We start from the raw sequence: 14587 nt of genomic DNA, 5'->3' as shown, positions 1-14587 counted from the left end.
TAGCGGGTCTGGGGAGCAGGCAGGCACCCCTCAGCGGGTACGGCGCAGCAGTGCGCAGAACATGGCGTCGGTGCCGTCCAGGTGGGGCCACAGCTGCAGCAGCTGGCGGTCGGCCCCGGCCGGGGGGCGGGGGGCCACGCGGGTGGCGGCGTCCCCGGCGTGCAGCAGCTCGGTCCCCAGGCCCTCCCGCTCCAGGGCGCGGGTCACGTCCTCCACCACCAGGCGGGTCTCCAGCACGTGGGGCGAGCAGGTCACGTAGGCCACCAGGCCACCCTTGCGCACGGCCTTGAGGGCGGAGACCAGCAGCTCGCGCTGCAGCCCGGCCAGCTCGACGACGTCCTGGGGGCTGCGCCGCCAGCGGGACTCGGGGCGCCGCCTGAGCGAGCCCAGCCCCGAGCAAGGGGCGTCCACCAGCACCCGGTCGTAGGCGCCGGGCTCCTGGGTACCGTAGCTGCGGCCGTCCGCGCAGCGCACCTCCACGGCCTGCTCTGACAGGGCCCGTACGGAGTCGTCCACCAGGTCAGCCCGGTGCGGGGCGACCTCACTGGCCACCAGGTGCGCGCCGCGCTGCTCCGCGCGCGCCCCCAGCAGGGCGGCCTTGCCGCCTGGGCCGGCACACATGTCCAGCCAGCGCTCGTCACGGCCCTGCAGGGGGGTCTCGGACAGGAGCAGGGCCACCAGCTGGCTGCCCTCGTCCTCCACCCCGGCTCGCGACCGCCGCACGGAGGCGATCCGGCCCGGGTCCCCGCCTTCCAGCACCAGGGCGTAGGGGCTCAGGTCCCCGGCCCGGGGCCGCAGACCAGTGGTCCTGAGGACCTCCTTGGCCAGGGCCTGCGGCGTGACCAGGCCGGGACGGGCGCAGAGTGTGACCTGGGGCTCAGCGTTGTCCGCCTCCAGCAGGGCCTCCAGCTCTGCCGGGTCGCGGCCGTTGTCGATCAGGGCCTGGCGCAGGGCCTGCACCACCCACAGCGGGTGGGAACCACGGGTGGCTAGGGCACTGAGAGGGTCGTCCTCCTGTCCCAGCCGGTCCAGCCAGACCTGGGCGTCCTGCTGGCTCACACGCCGCAGGACCGCGTTGACAAAGGTGGCCGCGCCTCTGCCCACCACCAGCCTGCTCAGGTCCACTGTGGCGCTGACGGCGGCGTGGCTGGGCACCCGCATGGACAGCAGCTGGTGGGTGCCCAGGCGCAGCAGGTCCAGGACCCGGGGGTCCACCTGTTGCAGGGGCCGGTCCACGCACTGGGCGATAACCGCGTCGTAGCGGCCCTGCAGGCGCAGGGTGCCGTAAGTCAGGGCGGTGGCGAAGGCGGCGTCACGCTGGTCCAGCCGGTGGGCCTCCACCAGCGGGGGCAGTGCCAGGTTGGCGTAGGCGCCGTCCTCCCGCACCGCGGTGACGGCCTCGTAGGCGCACAGGCGGGCCTGGTCGGTGAAGCGCGGGCCGGGGCCGGAGCGGGCCGGGCGCTGGCGGCCACCGGAGCCGTGCGCGCCCTTCTCCCGCCCCTGGCCGCGACGCTGGGCCCCCGCCTGGTCCCCCTGGGGACGACGACGTGGCTCGCTCCCACCACGGTTGCCTTTGGCTTTGGGGCTGTTCCCGTGGGGGCGTCCCCCGCCCCGGCCTGCGTGGTGGCCTCCGCCTCGCCCGGCTGCGGCGGCCATCAGGCGGCCCCGCCGTCGTGGCTGCTGCCTGTGGTACCTAGCACGGTGGCGGAGAGGCCCTGGGCGCCGCGGGCCCAGGCGGCGGCGTCCATCCACTGCTTGCCTGCGGGCGCCACCCGCCCCAGGCGCACGGCGTGGGAGCCGGTGCCCACCAGTACCTCCCGCTTGGTGGCGCGCACCTGGCCGGGCGTCAGGTCCGTGGTCTCAGGCGCCAGGGTCACCGGCCCCAGGCGCAGGCGGGTGGCGGCGTAGGTGGTGTGGGCCCCGGGGGCGGGGGTGACCCCCCGGATGCGCCGGTCAATGGCCACGGCCGGGTCGCTCCAGCGGATCTCACCGTCCTGGCTGGAGAGGGTCGGGGCGGTGGTGGCCTGGGAGTGGTCCTGCTCCTGGGGGGCTGCCTGCCCGGTCTCCAGGGCGCTCAAGGTGCTGGTGACCAGCTGCACGCCCTCCTGGGAGAGCTCTGCCAGCAGCTCCCCGGCGGTCTGCCGGGCGCCGATGGGACGGCTCAGGCGGGCGTAGACGGGGCCGGTGTCCAGTCCCGCCTCCAGGCGGAACACGCAGGCTCCAGTGACCTGGTCCCCGTTGATCACCGCCCACTGCACCGGGGCGGCCCCCCGCCAGGCGGGCAGCAGGGAGAAGTGGAGGTTGAGCCAGCCGTGGCGGGGCACGTCCAGCAGCTCCGGGGGCACCAGCCGCCCGTAGGCCACGACGACGGCCACGTCCGCGTCCAGGGAGCGCACCCATTCCTGGACCTCCGGGTCCCGCAATGTCCTGGGGGTGCGCACCTCCAGCCCGGCCTCCCGGGCCACGGCAGCCACCGGTGAGGGCTGGAGGCTGTGCCCGCGCCCACGGCGGGCGTCAGCCCGGGTAAGCACACCGACGACCTCATGGGACTGCTCCTGCATGAGGGCTTGCAGGACGGGCAGAGCGACCTCGGGTGTTCCGGCGAAAAGGACTCGCATGGGCTCAGTCTACGGGCGTGATCGGGGGCTGCTGGGCCGGTCCCGTCAGCAGGCCCAGCTCGGTCAGCTCGGCCCGCAGCCTGCCTGCCCCCGTGAACTGCAGTGCCTGCATACCCACGGCCCGGGCGGCCTCCACGTTCTGGGGCGAGTCGTCAATGAACAAGGTGGTGGCGGGGTCCAGGTGGTAGCGCTCCAGGGCGATCCGGTAGAGGCGGTGGTCGGGCTTGACCATGTGCTCCCGGCCAGAGACCACCAGCCCCTGGAAGCGGTCCAGCTCGGGCACGAGCCTGCGGGCGTACTCGAAGGGCTCGACGTCGAAGTTGGACAGCAGGTACAGGGGCACCCCGGCCTCCAGCAGCTCGCGGACCAGGGCGAGCGTGCCGGGCACGTGACCGGTGATCGAGTGCGGGAAGTTCGCCCGGTAGGTCCGCAGTATCCCGGGCCACTGCGGGTGCTCGGGGTGGGCGGCGGCCAGGTCCGCCACGATCGTCTCAAAGTCCTCCCCGGCGTCAGAGCGCAGGTTCAGCTCGTGGAAGCCCGCCCCCTGGGCAAAGGCGTCCCACTCCTCCAGGGGCACCCGGCCGGATACGGCACCTACGGGGTCCCAGGTGATCATGACGTTGCCGTAGTCGAAGACGACGGCCTGGACCGGCTGACCGGGGTGGGTACTGGCACTGCTCATGGGCCGACCCTAGCGCCCTAGGTCCGCCCCCACCCAGGACTGCGGGACCAGAAGGTGTGGCAGGCAGGCCCGGACCGGCGACACCGTTGCCGTCGCCGTAGCCACCTGGACCTCCCTCGCCTCCACTTGTGCATTTCGGCGCGAGTGGTGCCGGAAAACCGCACCACTCGCGCCGAAATGCACAAGTCGGGGGGTGGTAGGCACACCGCCTACCGTGAGATCCACGTGCACCACCAACAGGCCCACCACGCCTACGACGCGCCCCGCACCCTCACCGGCTCACGGCCATGCTCCAGGCACCTCTCACAAGCACACACCACCGCGCCCAAGTCACCCCACACCCCGGCCACACGCCATCTCACCCAGATGACACCCTCTACACCCCCAACCAGCACCCGAACTAGCTGCCACGGCCCGGCCTGCCGACGGCGTAGGCGCGCTCGTCTCTCTCTCTCTCCCCCCCCCGCAGCCCTCATCTTCCTGGTCCTGGACCACCGAGACTGGTCGCAGGGCCCCGCCCTCCTGGCCAAAGACGCCGCCGGGCCCGGCACTCCCCGCACAGGAGGGGGTACCGGGCCCGGCGGGCGGGGAGCTCAGCGGGTCACTTGGCCAGCTCGATCACGTCCGGCTTGCCTTGCTCCCGCTTGACCACCAGCTGGGAGCTGCGGGTGATCCCCGGCACCGCCACCCGCGTGGTGGCTGTGCTGGTCAGGCGGTCCTGCGTCAGCACCGTGGTGCCGCGGCGCAGCGCCAGGGTCTCGTAACCGTTCCCGTTCCAGTCGCCCACCAGCACCTCGTCCGTGCTCCGGCCCAGGGAGATGGAGGCGTAGACGGGAGCGTCCACCTGGTTCTGGTTGTAGAACACCACCCGGCTGCCCACGCGCACCGCCCAGGTCAGTGTGCCGTCGCCGTCCCAGTCACCGGCCAGCAGCCGGCCCTTGCCGGGACCAGCAGCCTCCACCGCCGCCACGTAGGCAGGCTTCGGACCCTGCGGGTCGGGGCGGGGACCGGGCTCGGAGGGGGCAGGCGTCGGGGAGGGGCTGGGTGGGGTCACTGCGGCCCGGGCCGGGGTGCTCAGGCCCACCCGGCTGTTGGCCGTCACCGAGCTGCACGGCTGCGGCGTGGGCGTGGCAGCGCAGTCCACGCCCAGCAGGTCGTTCTCAGCCGCCCGGTCCACCCGCACCAGGCGCAGGTCGTCCACCAGCACCGGCGCGCTGCCCTCACCGGCCGCCACCGTGAAGGTGACCTCGGTGGCCTTACCGGTCACGGTGAAGCGCACCGGCACCCGCTGGAAGAAGCTGTCGTGCTTCTGGTCGGCGGCCACCCAGTTGCGGGCCAGGCTGGTGCCCAGCACCGTGCTGACGGTGCCGCTGGGCCGGGCCTGGGAGGCTGCCGTGACCACCTCCAGGTACCGCTGGCCGATCACCCCGCCGGCGTCGGTGCTGACCGTAACCGCAGCCGGGTCAGCCGTAGCAGGTCCCTCCGGGGAGCCAGGCTGGTCCGGGCCTGCGGGAGCAGGGCTGGTGATCTCGCCGGTCAAGGCGTTGATCTCGGCGATCGCCAGCAGGCCGTCAGGCTGGTCGGACTTGGTCTTGAAGGAGGAGGTCACCTCCAGCCGCACCAGCTTTGCCTCCACCGGGTGGGAGAACACGATCCGCTGCTCCTTGCTGGTGTTGGACAGTGTCCCCTCCGCCACCAGGTTGTTTACGTTGGCGGCGTCCTGGCCGACGTAGACCTTGTAGCCCTCGATCCGCCCGTTTGCCTGCCCGGCGCGCCCGGTCACGGACAGGCCCGAGACCTGGGTGGGGGCCACGGCGGTCACGTCGGTTCCCTCATAGAGCCCCAGCAGCACCGTGGAGGGGTGGGGAAGCAGGTTGATCCAGTCCTTGTCGTAGAAGGTGTCCGGGTCCTTGTCCAGCATGTTGGACGCCGGGTTGCCGCTGTAGGCGGCAGGTGCCTCCACGACCTGTAGCGCACCGGTGTAGGGCTGCAGCTCGGCCCCGGGCGCCGGTCCGTCGGGACCACCCTGGTCTATGGCACCGGTGCCGCAGGCCACCCGGGCAGCGCCCCAGTCTCCGTGGTCGTTGCCGTTGCCGTCACCACCGTCGCCCACGATAAGGCGGATGGTGCGCATACCGGTGACGTCTCCGGTGAGCTCCAGTCCCGGGGAGTCGTGCCGGAGCACCTCGGTCTGCGGCACCACGGTCTCCCAGCTGCTGCCGTCACGTGTGCCCTTGACCTCGAAGGTCACCGTGCCCTTGGCGGTCTGGGCGTCGTCCACGCCGACGGTGGCGGCAAAGGTGTGGCACTGTCCTCCCAGGTCGAAGCCCACGTCAGAGCGGGCGTGCGCCCCCAGGCCTTTGGGGTAGGCCACCCCGTCGACGCGTAGGGCCGGACCGTCTCCCTGCTCCTGCTCACCGTTGCCCAGGTCCCGTTCCACCGGGCCCCAGCCGTTGCGGTTGAAGGCGGGGTTTACCGGCAGGTCGGACAGGAAGGTGACGCCGTTAGGGTTGACCCCGCCCAGCACGGATGCCTTGGTGGTAGCGCTGGTGGTGCGGGGCGTGCCGTCCACGCTGTAGGTGGCCTGGTGGCCCAGGGTGAAGGTCCTGCCTCCGGCCCCCTGGGGGACCGCCACGTCCCAGGTCACCGAGAAGGTCTCTCCGGTACCGACACGGGCGGCGGAGGCCGCGCCCCGTGGGGTGGCGCGCCAGCCCTGGGGCACCACCAGCTGCGAGGTCACGTCCGTGACAGCCGTGGGCTCAGAGTTGGTGACCGTGGTGACCACCTGGCCGGTGCTGCCTTCCTGCAGGGACCCACGCAGGCTCACGGCAGCTGCGGCACAGCCCGGGACCTGCGGGCTGGCACCCAGGTCCTCCACCCGGAAGTTGTCCAGGGTGAGGTCGGCGGCGTCCACCCCGCCGCGCACGCTGCGCAGCCCCACCCAGTAGCTGCCGCAGCCGCCTGCCACCAGCTCCTCGCTGAAGCGGGTGGGGACGGTGGCCTCGGGCAGGTCGGTGGTGTCCAGGGTGACGGCGGTGGCGCCGTCCTGGCCCAGGACGTCGTAGGCGGTCACCCACTGGTAGACGCCGGCCTTGGCGTTCTCGTAGTCGAAGGACACGCGGTAGCGGTGCCCGGCCTTGAGGTCCATGGTCTGCGGCACGGTGCGGTAGACCAGCCCGGCGTTCTCCGAGTGGGACTTCAGCGACCAGTGGCCGCCGATGACGTCGTCGGTGGCCTTGACCCGGCCGTTGGGCGCCGTCCAGCCCTTCTGGGTGTAGGGGCTGTTCAGGGGAGCCAGCACGGTGCGCGGGTCGGTGGAGCCACCGGCGTCGCCCTTGACGAAGGGCCCCCAGCCCTGGGGGACGTGCTCGAAGTCCTCAAAGGCCACGGTCACCGGCTGCTCCGCCGTGGCGGCGGAAGTGTCCTGGCCGGTCTGGGAGCCTGCTGGGCCGAGGCCCTTTCCGGAGACGGACACGCTGACCTCCCGCTGGGCCCGGCCGCCCCCGATCTCCACCCAGGTGGAGCCCTCGTAGGTGCCCGGCTCCAGGGTAAATCCCTGGGCCAGGGAGCCCGCACCGGCGCCGATCTGGGCCACCGGGTCGTTGTGGGCGTCCTTGACGGCGCTGACCGTGCCGGTGGTGGTGTAGGCCTGGAGGTTGCCCGCGTTGAAGCCTGGGTCGGTGAAGACGGTGCCCGCGCCCCACTGGGGGTCCACGGCGGTGGCGGGGGTGGTGGCCGGGTAGAGCACGAAGGCGGTGGAGGCCAGGTCCGTGGCCGGGACCTCCGCGAAGGCGCTGGCGGGGATCGTGACCGCGCCCTCGGTGACCGGCAGGTCAGCGACCTTCACCTTGCCCTGGTCGGTGAGCCGGTAGAGGGTCAGGGAGCCCTGGGAGGCGAAGGCACGGGTCAGCTGCCAGGTGGTCTGCGTCCCGGCCGGGTTGTAGTGGTAAAGGCGCGGGGCCCCTTCCTTGGTGCCGTTGTCGGTCCAGGGCAGCAGGTAGGTGCTCCCCCGCAGCACGGTGGCGCCGTCGTAGCTGATCTCGCGGCTGGCCGCCATGTCGGTGCGGATCTGCTCGGCCACCTGGCTTCCGTGGGAGCGGTTGGTGACGGCGGTGGTGCCGGTGGCCACGGTGCCGTTGGCGGTGGTCCAGGTGTGCTTGGTGGCCGCGTCCGCCGCCTCGGTCTCGTGGCGCATCAGGCGGGAGGCCTGGATGAACTTGGCGGGCAGGTTGTTGCCCCAGACGTTGGCGTAGAAGGCCCGCTGGTCCTGGTGCCCGGTCCAGCCCTCGAACTCGACGACCTGCGGGTAGCCCAGGGCGACGTCCGGGTTCCAGGTGTCCTTGTTGGCGTTGTCGATGAAGCGGATGACCTCAGAGTTCATGCCCTTGAGGGAGGCGCCACCGTAGTTCTCGTCATTGGCCCAGTGGGACCACACGGAGTGGCGCTCGAACTTGTCGGACCACTCGGAGCCGACCTCCCAGCCCTGCTTGTTGAGCTCTTGGCCCAGACGGTCAGCGGTCCAGCCGGAGCCGTAGTAGACGTCGATGTAGATCCAGCGGAAGGCCGGGTAGCTGGCCAGCGGGAACTCGTCGCGCAGCGCCTGGAAGCGACTGGTTACCTTGCCCTTGCCCAGGTCCTGCCGCTGGTTGATGTAGTAGGACTTGCCCAGCCAGTCCCACCCGGCGTTGCCAGCAAGGTCCAGGGTGCTGAAGCTCTGGGCGTCCGGGTATGCCTCGGTGGTGTTGACGTGTATGCCGTAGACGGCGTTGACGTCCCTGGTCGCGTCGAAAAGGGTCTTCAGGTCGGCGGCCCCGCCCGCCCGGTTGTTGACGTTGGAGGCGTAGTCCGGGTGGGCGGAGTCGTGGCCCTCGGAGCCGTAGCCCTTTAGCATGACGCGCTGGCCCAGGCCGTCTGTGGCCAGGCTGACGCGCTTGACGTCGTCGGCGGTGCGCAGGAACGGGTGGGTGGCCTGGGAGGCGAAGTTGAAGGGGATGTGGGTTACCACCCAGTTGGAGTTGTCCTCCGCGCCACGCACCGGCTCAGTGACGTCAGCGTAGGCGACGGCGGCGTCCTGCCAGTCGATCGTGCCGGAGGAGTTGGCGTCGCCTGCGAAGACGAGGGTGGCGTAGGGGCGGGCCTCGTCCCCGACGGCGTCGGTGGCGGCGGCAGAGCGGTAGGTCCACTCACCAGCGCTGGCGGTCAGGGTGGGGGTGCCTGCGGCGTCAGCCACCACCCGCCGGGACCAGCGACCGTTGTTGAACTGTGTGCCTGGTCCGGCCTGGTCGGGGGTGGCGTTCGTCTCCAGGCCCACGGCCACCTCCGCGGTACTGAGCAGCAGGTAAGCCGAGCCTACGGCCTGGTCGTCCAGCGGGGTCGCAGCCGTGATCGTGCCGAAGGTGTCCTGGACCCCGGCCTCGGGGTCCTCGGCGGAGGCCCCCCGGGCGGTGCCGGTGGTGGCTGCGGCGAAGGCGGCCCCGGCGTCGTTGGCGGAGAGCGACACCAGGCTGTGGCCCGGGATCTCGATCGTGTGCCCGCCCCTGAGGCTGGTGACACGGAAGGTGAGCGTGGGGCGGGTGACGTTCCTGGTGCCCTCGGCGTGGGAGGCGACCGTGTCCACCAGGATCTCCGCCGTGAAGCTGGTGCCACCCGCCAGGGAGACCTGGTAGCTGACCTTGGTGGCGTCATCACGCTGGGCGGTGACGCCCTGCACTGCCTGGGGACGGCCGTCGATCAGCACCTCCTGGACGGTGGCGGTGCGGCCACCCAGGTGCTTGCCAGCCAGCTGGTAGCCGATCACCTGCGGGAAGTCGGCCGCGACCGTGGCGGTCAGGCCAGGCACGGAGATCGTGGCGGGGGCGGTTAGGGCCTCAGCCGGGGCCGCCACCGCCGTCACGGCTCCGGTCGCGGCCAAGGGAATGGTCAGTGCCAGCGCCCCGAGCAGGGACAGCGGGCGGGAGAAAGGTAGACGTCGCATCGGGGCTCCTTTGCCTGATGTGGGGAGTGACGCTCCTGGTCCTGCCGATCATCGGTTGGATACCCCTGATTGTCAAGACCTAATTAAAACAAGCATAAATCGCGCAAAATCAATCATTTTAGTGGAGTCTCGGCGACATACTCAAGGGCCCGGGAGCCTGGAGGCCGCCCCGGATACGGTCCGCTGCGGCCGTCACCCGCAGGCAGTCACCACAGCACCGTGGGGTCCATCTCCACCCGCACCGCAGGCAGCTGCTCCAGGGCCCGGCGCACCGTGGTCTGACGCAGCACCTGGGCCAGCTCCCGTCCCCGCTCCACCGGGGTACGCACCAGGGCCCGCCGCAGGCCCTCCGTACCGGGGGCGCTGCCCGGGGTCATCAGGGAGGGACCCAGCGTCTCGAAGCCCGCCCGGCGGGCCTCCTCCAGCACGGACTCCACCGCCGCCCGCTCGCCGTCCAGCCGGGCGGTGCGCCAGGCCGGGGGCAGGTGCAGCTGGTCGCGCTCCCGCAGCTGGGCCCGAGCGAATCCCGGCTGGTCCCAGCGCAGCAGGGCCTGGGCGGTGTCCGGTTCCGGGCGGCCCAGCAGCAGCACCCGGGCGCCCGGCGCCGCCAGTGCGGCCGCGTTCGACCAGCGGCGCAGGGCCTCCGCCTGCGCCCCCAGCTCGGGGCGGGAGGAGAGCACCGCCCCGTCCAGCAGCAGCACCGCCCGGTAGCCGCCCTGGGGCACCGGCTCCGCCCCCGGGGTGGCCACCACCAGGCGGGGGCGGTCGTCCAGCTCACGCACCACCCCGTGGGAGGCCTTGGTGCCCGAGACCAGCACGGCGGCTCCCGGGAAGGCACGGGCCAGCTCCTCCGCGGTACGGGCGGTACCCACCCCCACCATGCGCATGCTCCGGCCGCCGCAGTGCGAGCAGCTCCAGCGGCCCACCGGCCGGGAGCACCAGCGGCAGGCCGCTGCGCCGTCCCCCAGCAGGGACACGGGTCCGCCACAGGTGTTGCAGCGGGCCGCCTGGCGGCAGGACTGGCAGGCGACCACCGGCACGTAGCCGCCCCGCGGCACCTGGACCAGCACGGGCCCTTCCGCCAGGGCGGCGCGCACCAGCCGGTGGGCCAGGGAGGGGATCCGGGCACCCCCGGAGGCACCCTCCGCCTCCAACTCCTGCGGGCCCGGGACCTCCACCCGGGGCCTGTGCTCCAGCTCGCTGCGCCGCCCGGGGCGCAGCTCACGGGCCCAGCCGCGCTCCACCAGGGCCTGGGCCTCCACGGAGGTGGTGTAGCCCGCCACCAGCAGGCCCGCGTCCTCCAACCCCGCCCGCAGGGTCAGCACCTGCCGGGCGTGCGTGTAGGGAGCGCGCCGCTCGTCCAGGCGGTCGTCGCCGTCGTCCCACACCACGGCCAGCCCCAGGCGGGACACCGGCGCGTAGGCCGCCCCCCGGGTGCCGACGGCGACGCGGGCGTGCCCGAGCAGCAGGCGGGTGAAGGCCCGGTAGCGGGCAGCGGGGCCAGCCTCGGCGGTCAGGTGGACCACCGGCTCCCCCGGCAGCAGCCGCTCCAGCTGCGTGGCGGCGTGCTCGGCCTGCTGGTGGGTGGCCAGCACCAGCAGCACACCCCGGCCGGAGGCCAGGGTGGCGCGGGCGGCCCGGGCTACCAGCTCCAGCCAGCCCTCCCCGGAGGGGGCGTGGGGCAGCACGTGCCAGCAGCAGCGGGGGGCGGCCCCGGCTGCCAGCTCCTCCAGCAGCCCGGGACCACCCTGGTAGTCCGCCCAGCCACCGGCCCCGGGCGCCGCCCAGGCAGGCAGGCGCACCGGCCCCCGCTCGCGCTCGGACAGCTCGGTGGCCCGGTGGCGGGCGGGCACGGCCAGGCGCACCACGTCCGCCCGCGACCCGGCGCTGCGCTGGGCCACGGCCTCCACCAGGGCGCGGGTGGCGCCGGTGAGCACCGGCAGGTCGGACACGACCCGGCGGAGGGGGGCCAGCCTGCCGCGGTGGGTGGTCTCCTGGCTGCGCCCCCAGACCCAGCCGTGCGCCTCCTGGCTGCCGAAGCGCACCACCACCCGGGTCCCGACCTGGGCGGCCTCGTCCAGGGCCGGGGGCACCAGGTAGTCGAAGAGCCGGTCCAGCTGGGGAAGCGGCGTGTCCAGCAGCACCTGGGCCACCGGCTGGGCGACCTCCGCGCTGCGGACCGGCCGGGTCACCGGCACAGGAGCAGCGAGCAGCGTCCCCTGCTCACCGGCCGGTGCGCCCATCTCAGATCACGGCGCGCAGGGCGTCCACCCGGTTAGTGGCCTCCCAGGTGAAGCCTGGGCGACCAAAGTGCCCGTAGGCGCTGGTCTCGCGGTAGACGGGACGCAGCAGGTCCAGGTCGCGGATGATGGCGGCCGGACGCAGGTCGAAGACCTCCTGCACCGCGGTGGTGATCCGCTCCACCGGCACCGTGTGGGTGCCGAAGGTCTCCAGGTACAGCCCCACGGGGTGGGCCGCGCCGATGGCGTAGGCCACCTGGATCTCGCAGCGCTGCGCCAGCCCGGCGGCCACCACGTTCTTGGCTACCCAGCGCATGGCGTAGGCGGCGGAGCGGTCCACCTTGGAGGGGTCCTTGCCGCTGAAGGCCCCGCCCCCGTGCCGGGCCACCCCGCCGTAGGTGTCCACGATGATCTTGCGTCCGGTCAGCCCGGCGTCACCTGCCGGCCCGCCAATCACGAACTGGCCGGAGGGGTTGACCAGCAGCTCGGTGTCCCGGGTGTCCAGCTCCACACCTGACTCGGCGGCGGCTTGCAGCACGGGGGCCACGACCTCCTGGGCGATCGCGTCCTGCAGCCAGGCCTGGCTGCGGTCGGGGTCGTGCTGGGTGGAGACCACCAGCCCGGCCAGGGTCACGGGCCGGTCCCCGTCGTAGCCGATGGTGACCTGGGTCTTGCCGTCGGGGCGCAGGCCCTCCACGATCCCCTGGCGGCGCACCGCCGTCAGGCGCTCCGCCAGCCGGTGCGCCAGGTGGATAGGCAGGGGCATCAGCTCGGCGGTGTCCGTGCAGGCGTAGCCGAACATGAGGCCCTGGTCCCCGGCCCCTTGCAGGTCCAGCTCGTCCACCTGCCCGGCGTCGCTGCGCGCCTCCAGCGCCTTGTCCACCCCGGCGGCGATGTCCGGGGACTGCTGGCCGATAGACACGGACACCCCGCAGGAGCGGCCGTCAAAGCAGACCTCGGAGGAGGTGTAGCCGATGCGGGTGATCTCGTCACGCACGATCTGCGGGATCTCCACGTAGGCGCGCTCGGTGGTCACCTCCCCGGCCACGTGCACCAGGCCGGTGGTGACCATGGTCTCCACGGCCACGCGGGCCGCAGGGTCCTGCTCAAGGATGGCGTCGAGGATGGCGTCCGAGATACGGTCGCAGACCTTGTCCGGATGGCCCTCGGTTACGGACTCGGAGGTGAAGAGGCGCAGTGTGGAAGTCACGTGCTGATGGTACCCGTGCACCACTGACAGCCTTACGCACCACCAGTGTGCTCACCTGCACCTTAAGGCTGCTGGCGCTCCGCCAGCCGCGCTGCCACCAGCTCCACCAGCAGCCGCGCCACCTGGGCCTTGGTGCCGCTGGTGCGGGCGACCTCCTGGCCCTGACGGTCCAGCACCACCACCGCGTTGGGCACGTCCCCGAAGCCCAGCCGCTCCCCCACCGCGTTGACGGCCAGCAGGTCCGCCCCTTTGCGGCGGGCCTTGGCCCGGCCGTGGGCCAGCACGTCACCGTGCTCGTCGCCGGTCTCGGCAGCGAAGCCCACCACCACCTGGCCGGGGCGCAGCGGCTGGCGCACCAGGCCCGCCAGCACGTCCGGGTTCTCCACCAGCTCCAGGCTCAGGGGCCCGGCCGGGCCCCCGTCACCGCCCAGCGGGTGCTTCTTGATCTTGGTGCCGCTGGCCTGGGCCGGGCGGAAGTCCGCTACCGCCGCGGTCATCACGACGGCGTCGGCCTGCTGCCCCTCACAGCGCACCGCCGCCTCCAGCTCCAGGGCGGTGCCCACCGCCACCACGCGCACGCCGGACGGCAGGGTGGCGAGCAGCTGCGGCTCAATGTTCGCGGCCACCAGCACGGCGCTGCCTCCCGCCTGGGTGACGGCGGCGGCGATCTCGCAGCCCTGGCGGCCGGTGGAGCGGTTACCCAGGTAGCGCACGGGGTCCAGGGGCTCCCGGGTGCCTCCGGCGGAGACCAGCACCCGGCGCCCGGCCAGCACCGGAGTCGGTACCTGTCCCGCCCCCGGCAGGGTCTCCTCAGCGGCGGGCGGCTCGGCCTGCAGGCGGGCCAGGGCCTGCGCCACCACCCGCTCGGGCCCCGGGAAGCGGCCCGGGCCGGAGTCGGCGCCGGTCAGGCGCCCGGAGTCCGGCTCGATCACGGTCAGGCCCCGCCGTCTAAGGGTGGCCACGTTCTCCTGGGTGACAGCAGCCTGCCACATCTGGGTGTGCATGGCCGGGGCCAGCACCACCGGGGCGGTGGCCGTCAGGATCGTGGCGGTGAGCAGGTCGTCGGCGCGTCCGGCCGCCACCCGGGCCAGCAGGTCGGCTGAAGCGGGGGCCACCAGCACCAGCTCAGCCCACTCGGCGGTGGCCACGTGCTCCACCGCGGCCGGGTCGTCGAACACCCCGGTGGACACTGGTCCCCCGCTCACCGCCGCCAGGGCCGGGGCCCCGATGAAGCGCAGGGCGGACTCGGTGGCCACCACCTTGACCTCGTGCCCCTGGGCGCGCAGCGCGCGGACCACGAAGGGAGCCTTGTAGGCGGCAATCGAGCCGGCCACCCCCACGACGACGCGCCGCGACCTGGACGGGTGCGCGGCGCGTACGGGGCTGTCAGCCAAGGCTGGTGTCCTGGGGACTCAGAACTGGATCTCGCCCAGGTCGACGGCGGGCTCCGCCGTCTCGGAGCCGCTCAGCGGCAGGTCCACGTTGATGTCGGCGAACATGTCAGCCTCGGCGGCGCGGCGGGCCTCCTCCAGCTCGGCACGGCGGGCACGAGCCTCCTCCCCGGAGATGACCTGCAGCTTCTCGGCCACGATCTCACGCAGCGCGATGCCCAGGGGCTTCTCGTCCACCTCGGTCTCCACCAGGGGGCCGAAGAACTCCAGCTGGTTGTCCTCCAGCTGCTGGGTGTAGGTGTTGATCTGGCGGGCCCGCTTGGCGGCCTCCACCACGAGCCCGTACTTGGAGTCCACCTTGTCGAGCAGCTCGTCGATAGGCGGGTTGGTGATGCCCTCGGGCTGGGGTGAGGTTCCGAGCATGTGGTTGGCTCCGCTCCTGGTGTCTCCTGCACGGGCCGGGTGACCGGCT

The 14587-nt window shown here is 72.8% G+C and carries 8 protein-coding genes; all 8 read right to left on the bottom strand.

What is annotated here, in order from left to right:
• Window positions 1-30: 30 nt before the first annotated feature.
• The gene (locus tag JG540_RS05145) at window positions 31-1656 is read right to left on the bottom strand and encodes an RsmB/NOP family class I SAM-dependent RNA methyltransferase (protein WP_200277838.1); all 1626 of its coding nucleotides are present in this window, start codon (window positions 1654-1656) and stop codon (window positions 31-33) included.
• A complete protein-coding gene (gene fmt / locus JG540_RS05140; protein ID WP_200277836.1) occupies window positions 1656-2618 on the bottom strand; it encodes a methionyl-tRNA formyltransferase in 963 nt (320 codons plus the stop codon). The genes JG540_RS05145 and fmt overlap by 1 nt, the downstream gene beginning before the upstream one ends.
• A 4-nt stretch (window positions 2619-2622) precedes the next feature.
• Window positions 2623-3300: an HAD family hydrolase gene (locus tag JG540_RS05135; RefSeq protein ID WP_200277834.1), complete on the bottom strand. Its 678-nt coding sequence runs from the start codon at window positions 3298-3300 to the stop codon at window positions 2623-2625.
• Window positions 3301-3901: 601 nt separating this feature from the next.
• Complete coding sequence (locus tag JG540_RS05130) at window positions 3902-9274, bottom strand: endo-alpha-N-acetylgalactosaminidase family protein (RefSeq protein ID WP_200277827.1); 5373 nt, start codon at window positions 9272-9274, stop codon at window positions 3902-3904.
• A gap of 206 nt (window positions 9275-9480) precedes the next feature.
• A complete protein-coding gene (locus JG540_RS05125) occupies window positions 9481-11517 on the bottom strand; it encodes a primosomal protein N' family DNA-binding protein (protein WP_200277825.1) in 2037 nt (678 codons plus the stop codon).
• 1 nt (window position 11518) lies between these two features.
• Window positions 11519-12724, bottom strand: coding sequence for a methionine adenosyltransferase (gene metK, locus JG540_RS05120; RefSeq protein WP_200277823.1), 1206 nt, complete (start codon window positions 12722-12724; stop codon window positions 11519-11521).
• A gap of 62 nt (window positions 12725-12786) precedes the next feature.
• Window positions 12787-14118, bottom strand: coding sequence for a bifunctional phosphopantothenoylcysteine decarboxylase/phosphopantothenate--cysteine ligase CoaBC (coaBC, locus tag JG540_RS05115; RefSeq protein WP_200277821.1), 1332 nt, complete (start codon window positions 14116-14118; stop codon window positions 12787-12789).
• 18 nt (window positions 14119-14136) lie between these two features.
• A complete protein-coding gene (gene rpoZ / locus JG540_RS05110; RefSeq protein WP_200277820.1) occupies window positions 14137-14538 on the bottom strand; it encodes a DNA-directed RNA polymerase subunit omega in 402 nt (133 codons plus the stop codon).
• Between the last annotated feature and the right edge of the window lie 49 nt (window positions 14539-14587).

This window comes from Actinomyces weissii, from assembly GCF_016598775.1.
Taxonomy (GTDB): domain Bacteria; phylum Actinomycetota; class Actinomycetes; order Actinomycetales; family Actinomycetaceae; genus Actinomyces; species Actinomyces weissii.
Note: the sequence above shows the minus strand (reverse complement) of the source record. Positions and strands in the feature narration are given on the sequence as shown.

What these genes read in the sequence shown, in the direction of transcription:
- fmt (WP_200277836.1), bottom strand. Translation starts at nt 2,618, where the DNA reads ATGCGAGTCCTTTTCGCCGGAACACCCGAGGTCGCTCTGCCCGTCCTG.
- JG540_RS05135 (WP_200277834.1), bottom strand. Translation starts at nt 3,300, where the DNA reads ATGAGCAGTGCCAGTACCCACCCCGGTCAGCCGGTCCAGGCCGTCGTC.
- rpoZ (WP_200277820.1), bottom strand. Translation starts at nt 14,538, where the DNA reads ATGCTCGGAACCTCACCCCAGCCCGAGGGCATCACCAACCCGCCTATC.
- JG540_RS05130 (WP_200277827.1), bottom strand. Translation starts at nt 9,274, where the DNA reads ATGCGACGTCTACCTTTCTCCCGCCCGCTGTCCCTGCTCGGGGCGCTG.
- JG540_RS05145 (WP_200277838.1), bottom strand. Translation starts at nt 1,656, where the DNA reads ATGGCCGCCGCAGCCGGGCGAGGCGGAGGCCACCACGCAGGCCGGGGC.
- JG540_RS05125 (WP_200277825.1), bottom strand. Translation starts at nt 11,517, where the DNA reads ATGGGCGCACCGGCCGGTGAGCAGGGGACGCTGCTCGCTGCTCCTGTG.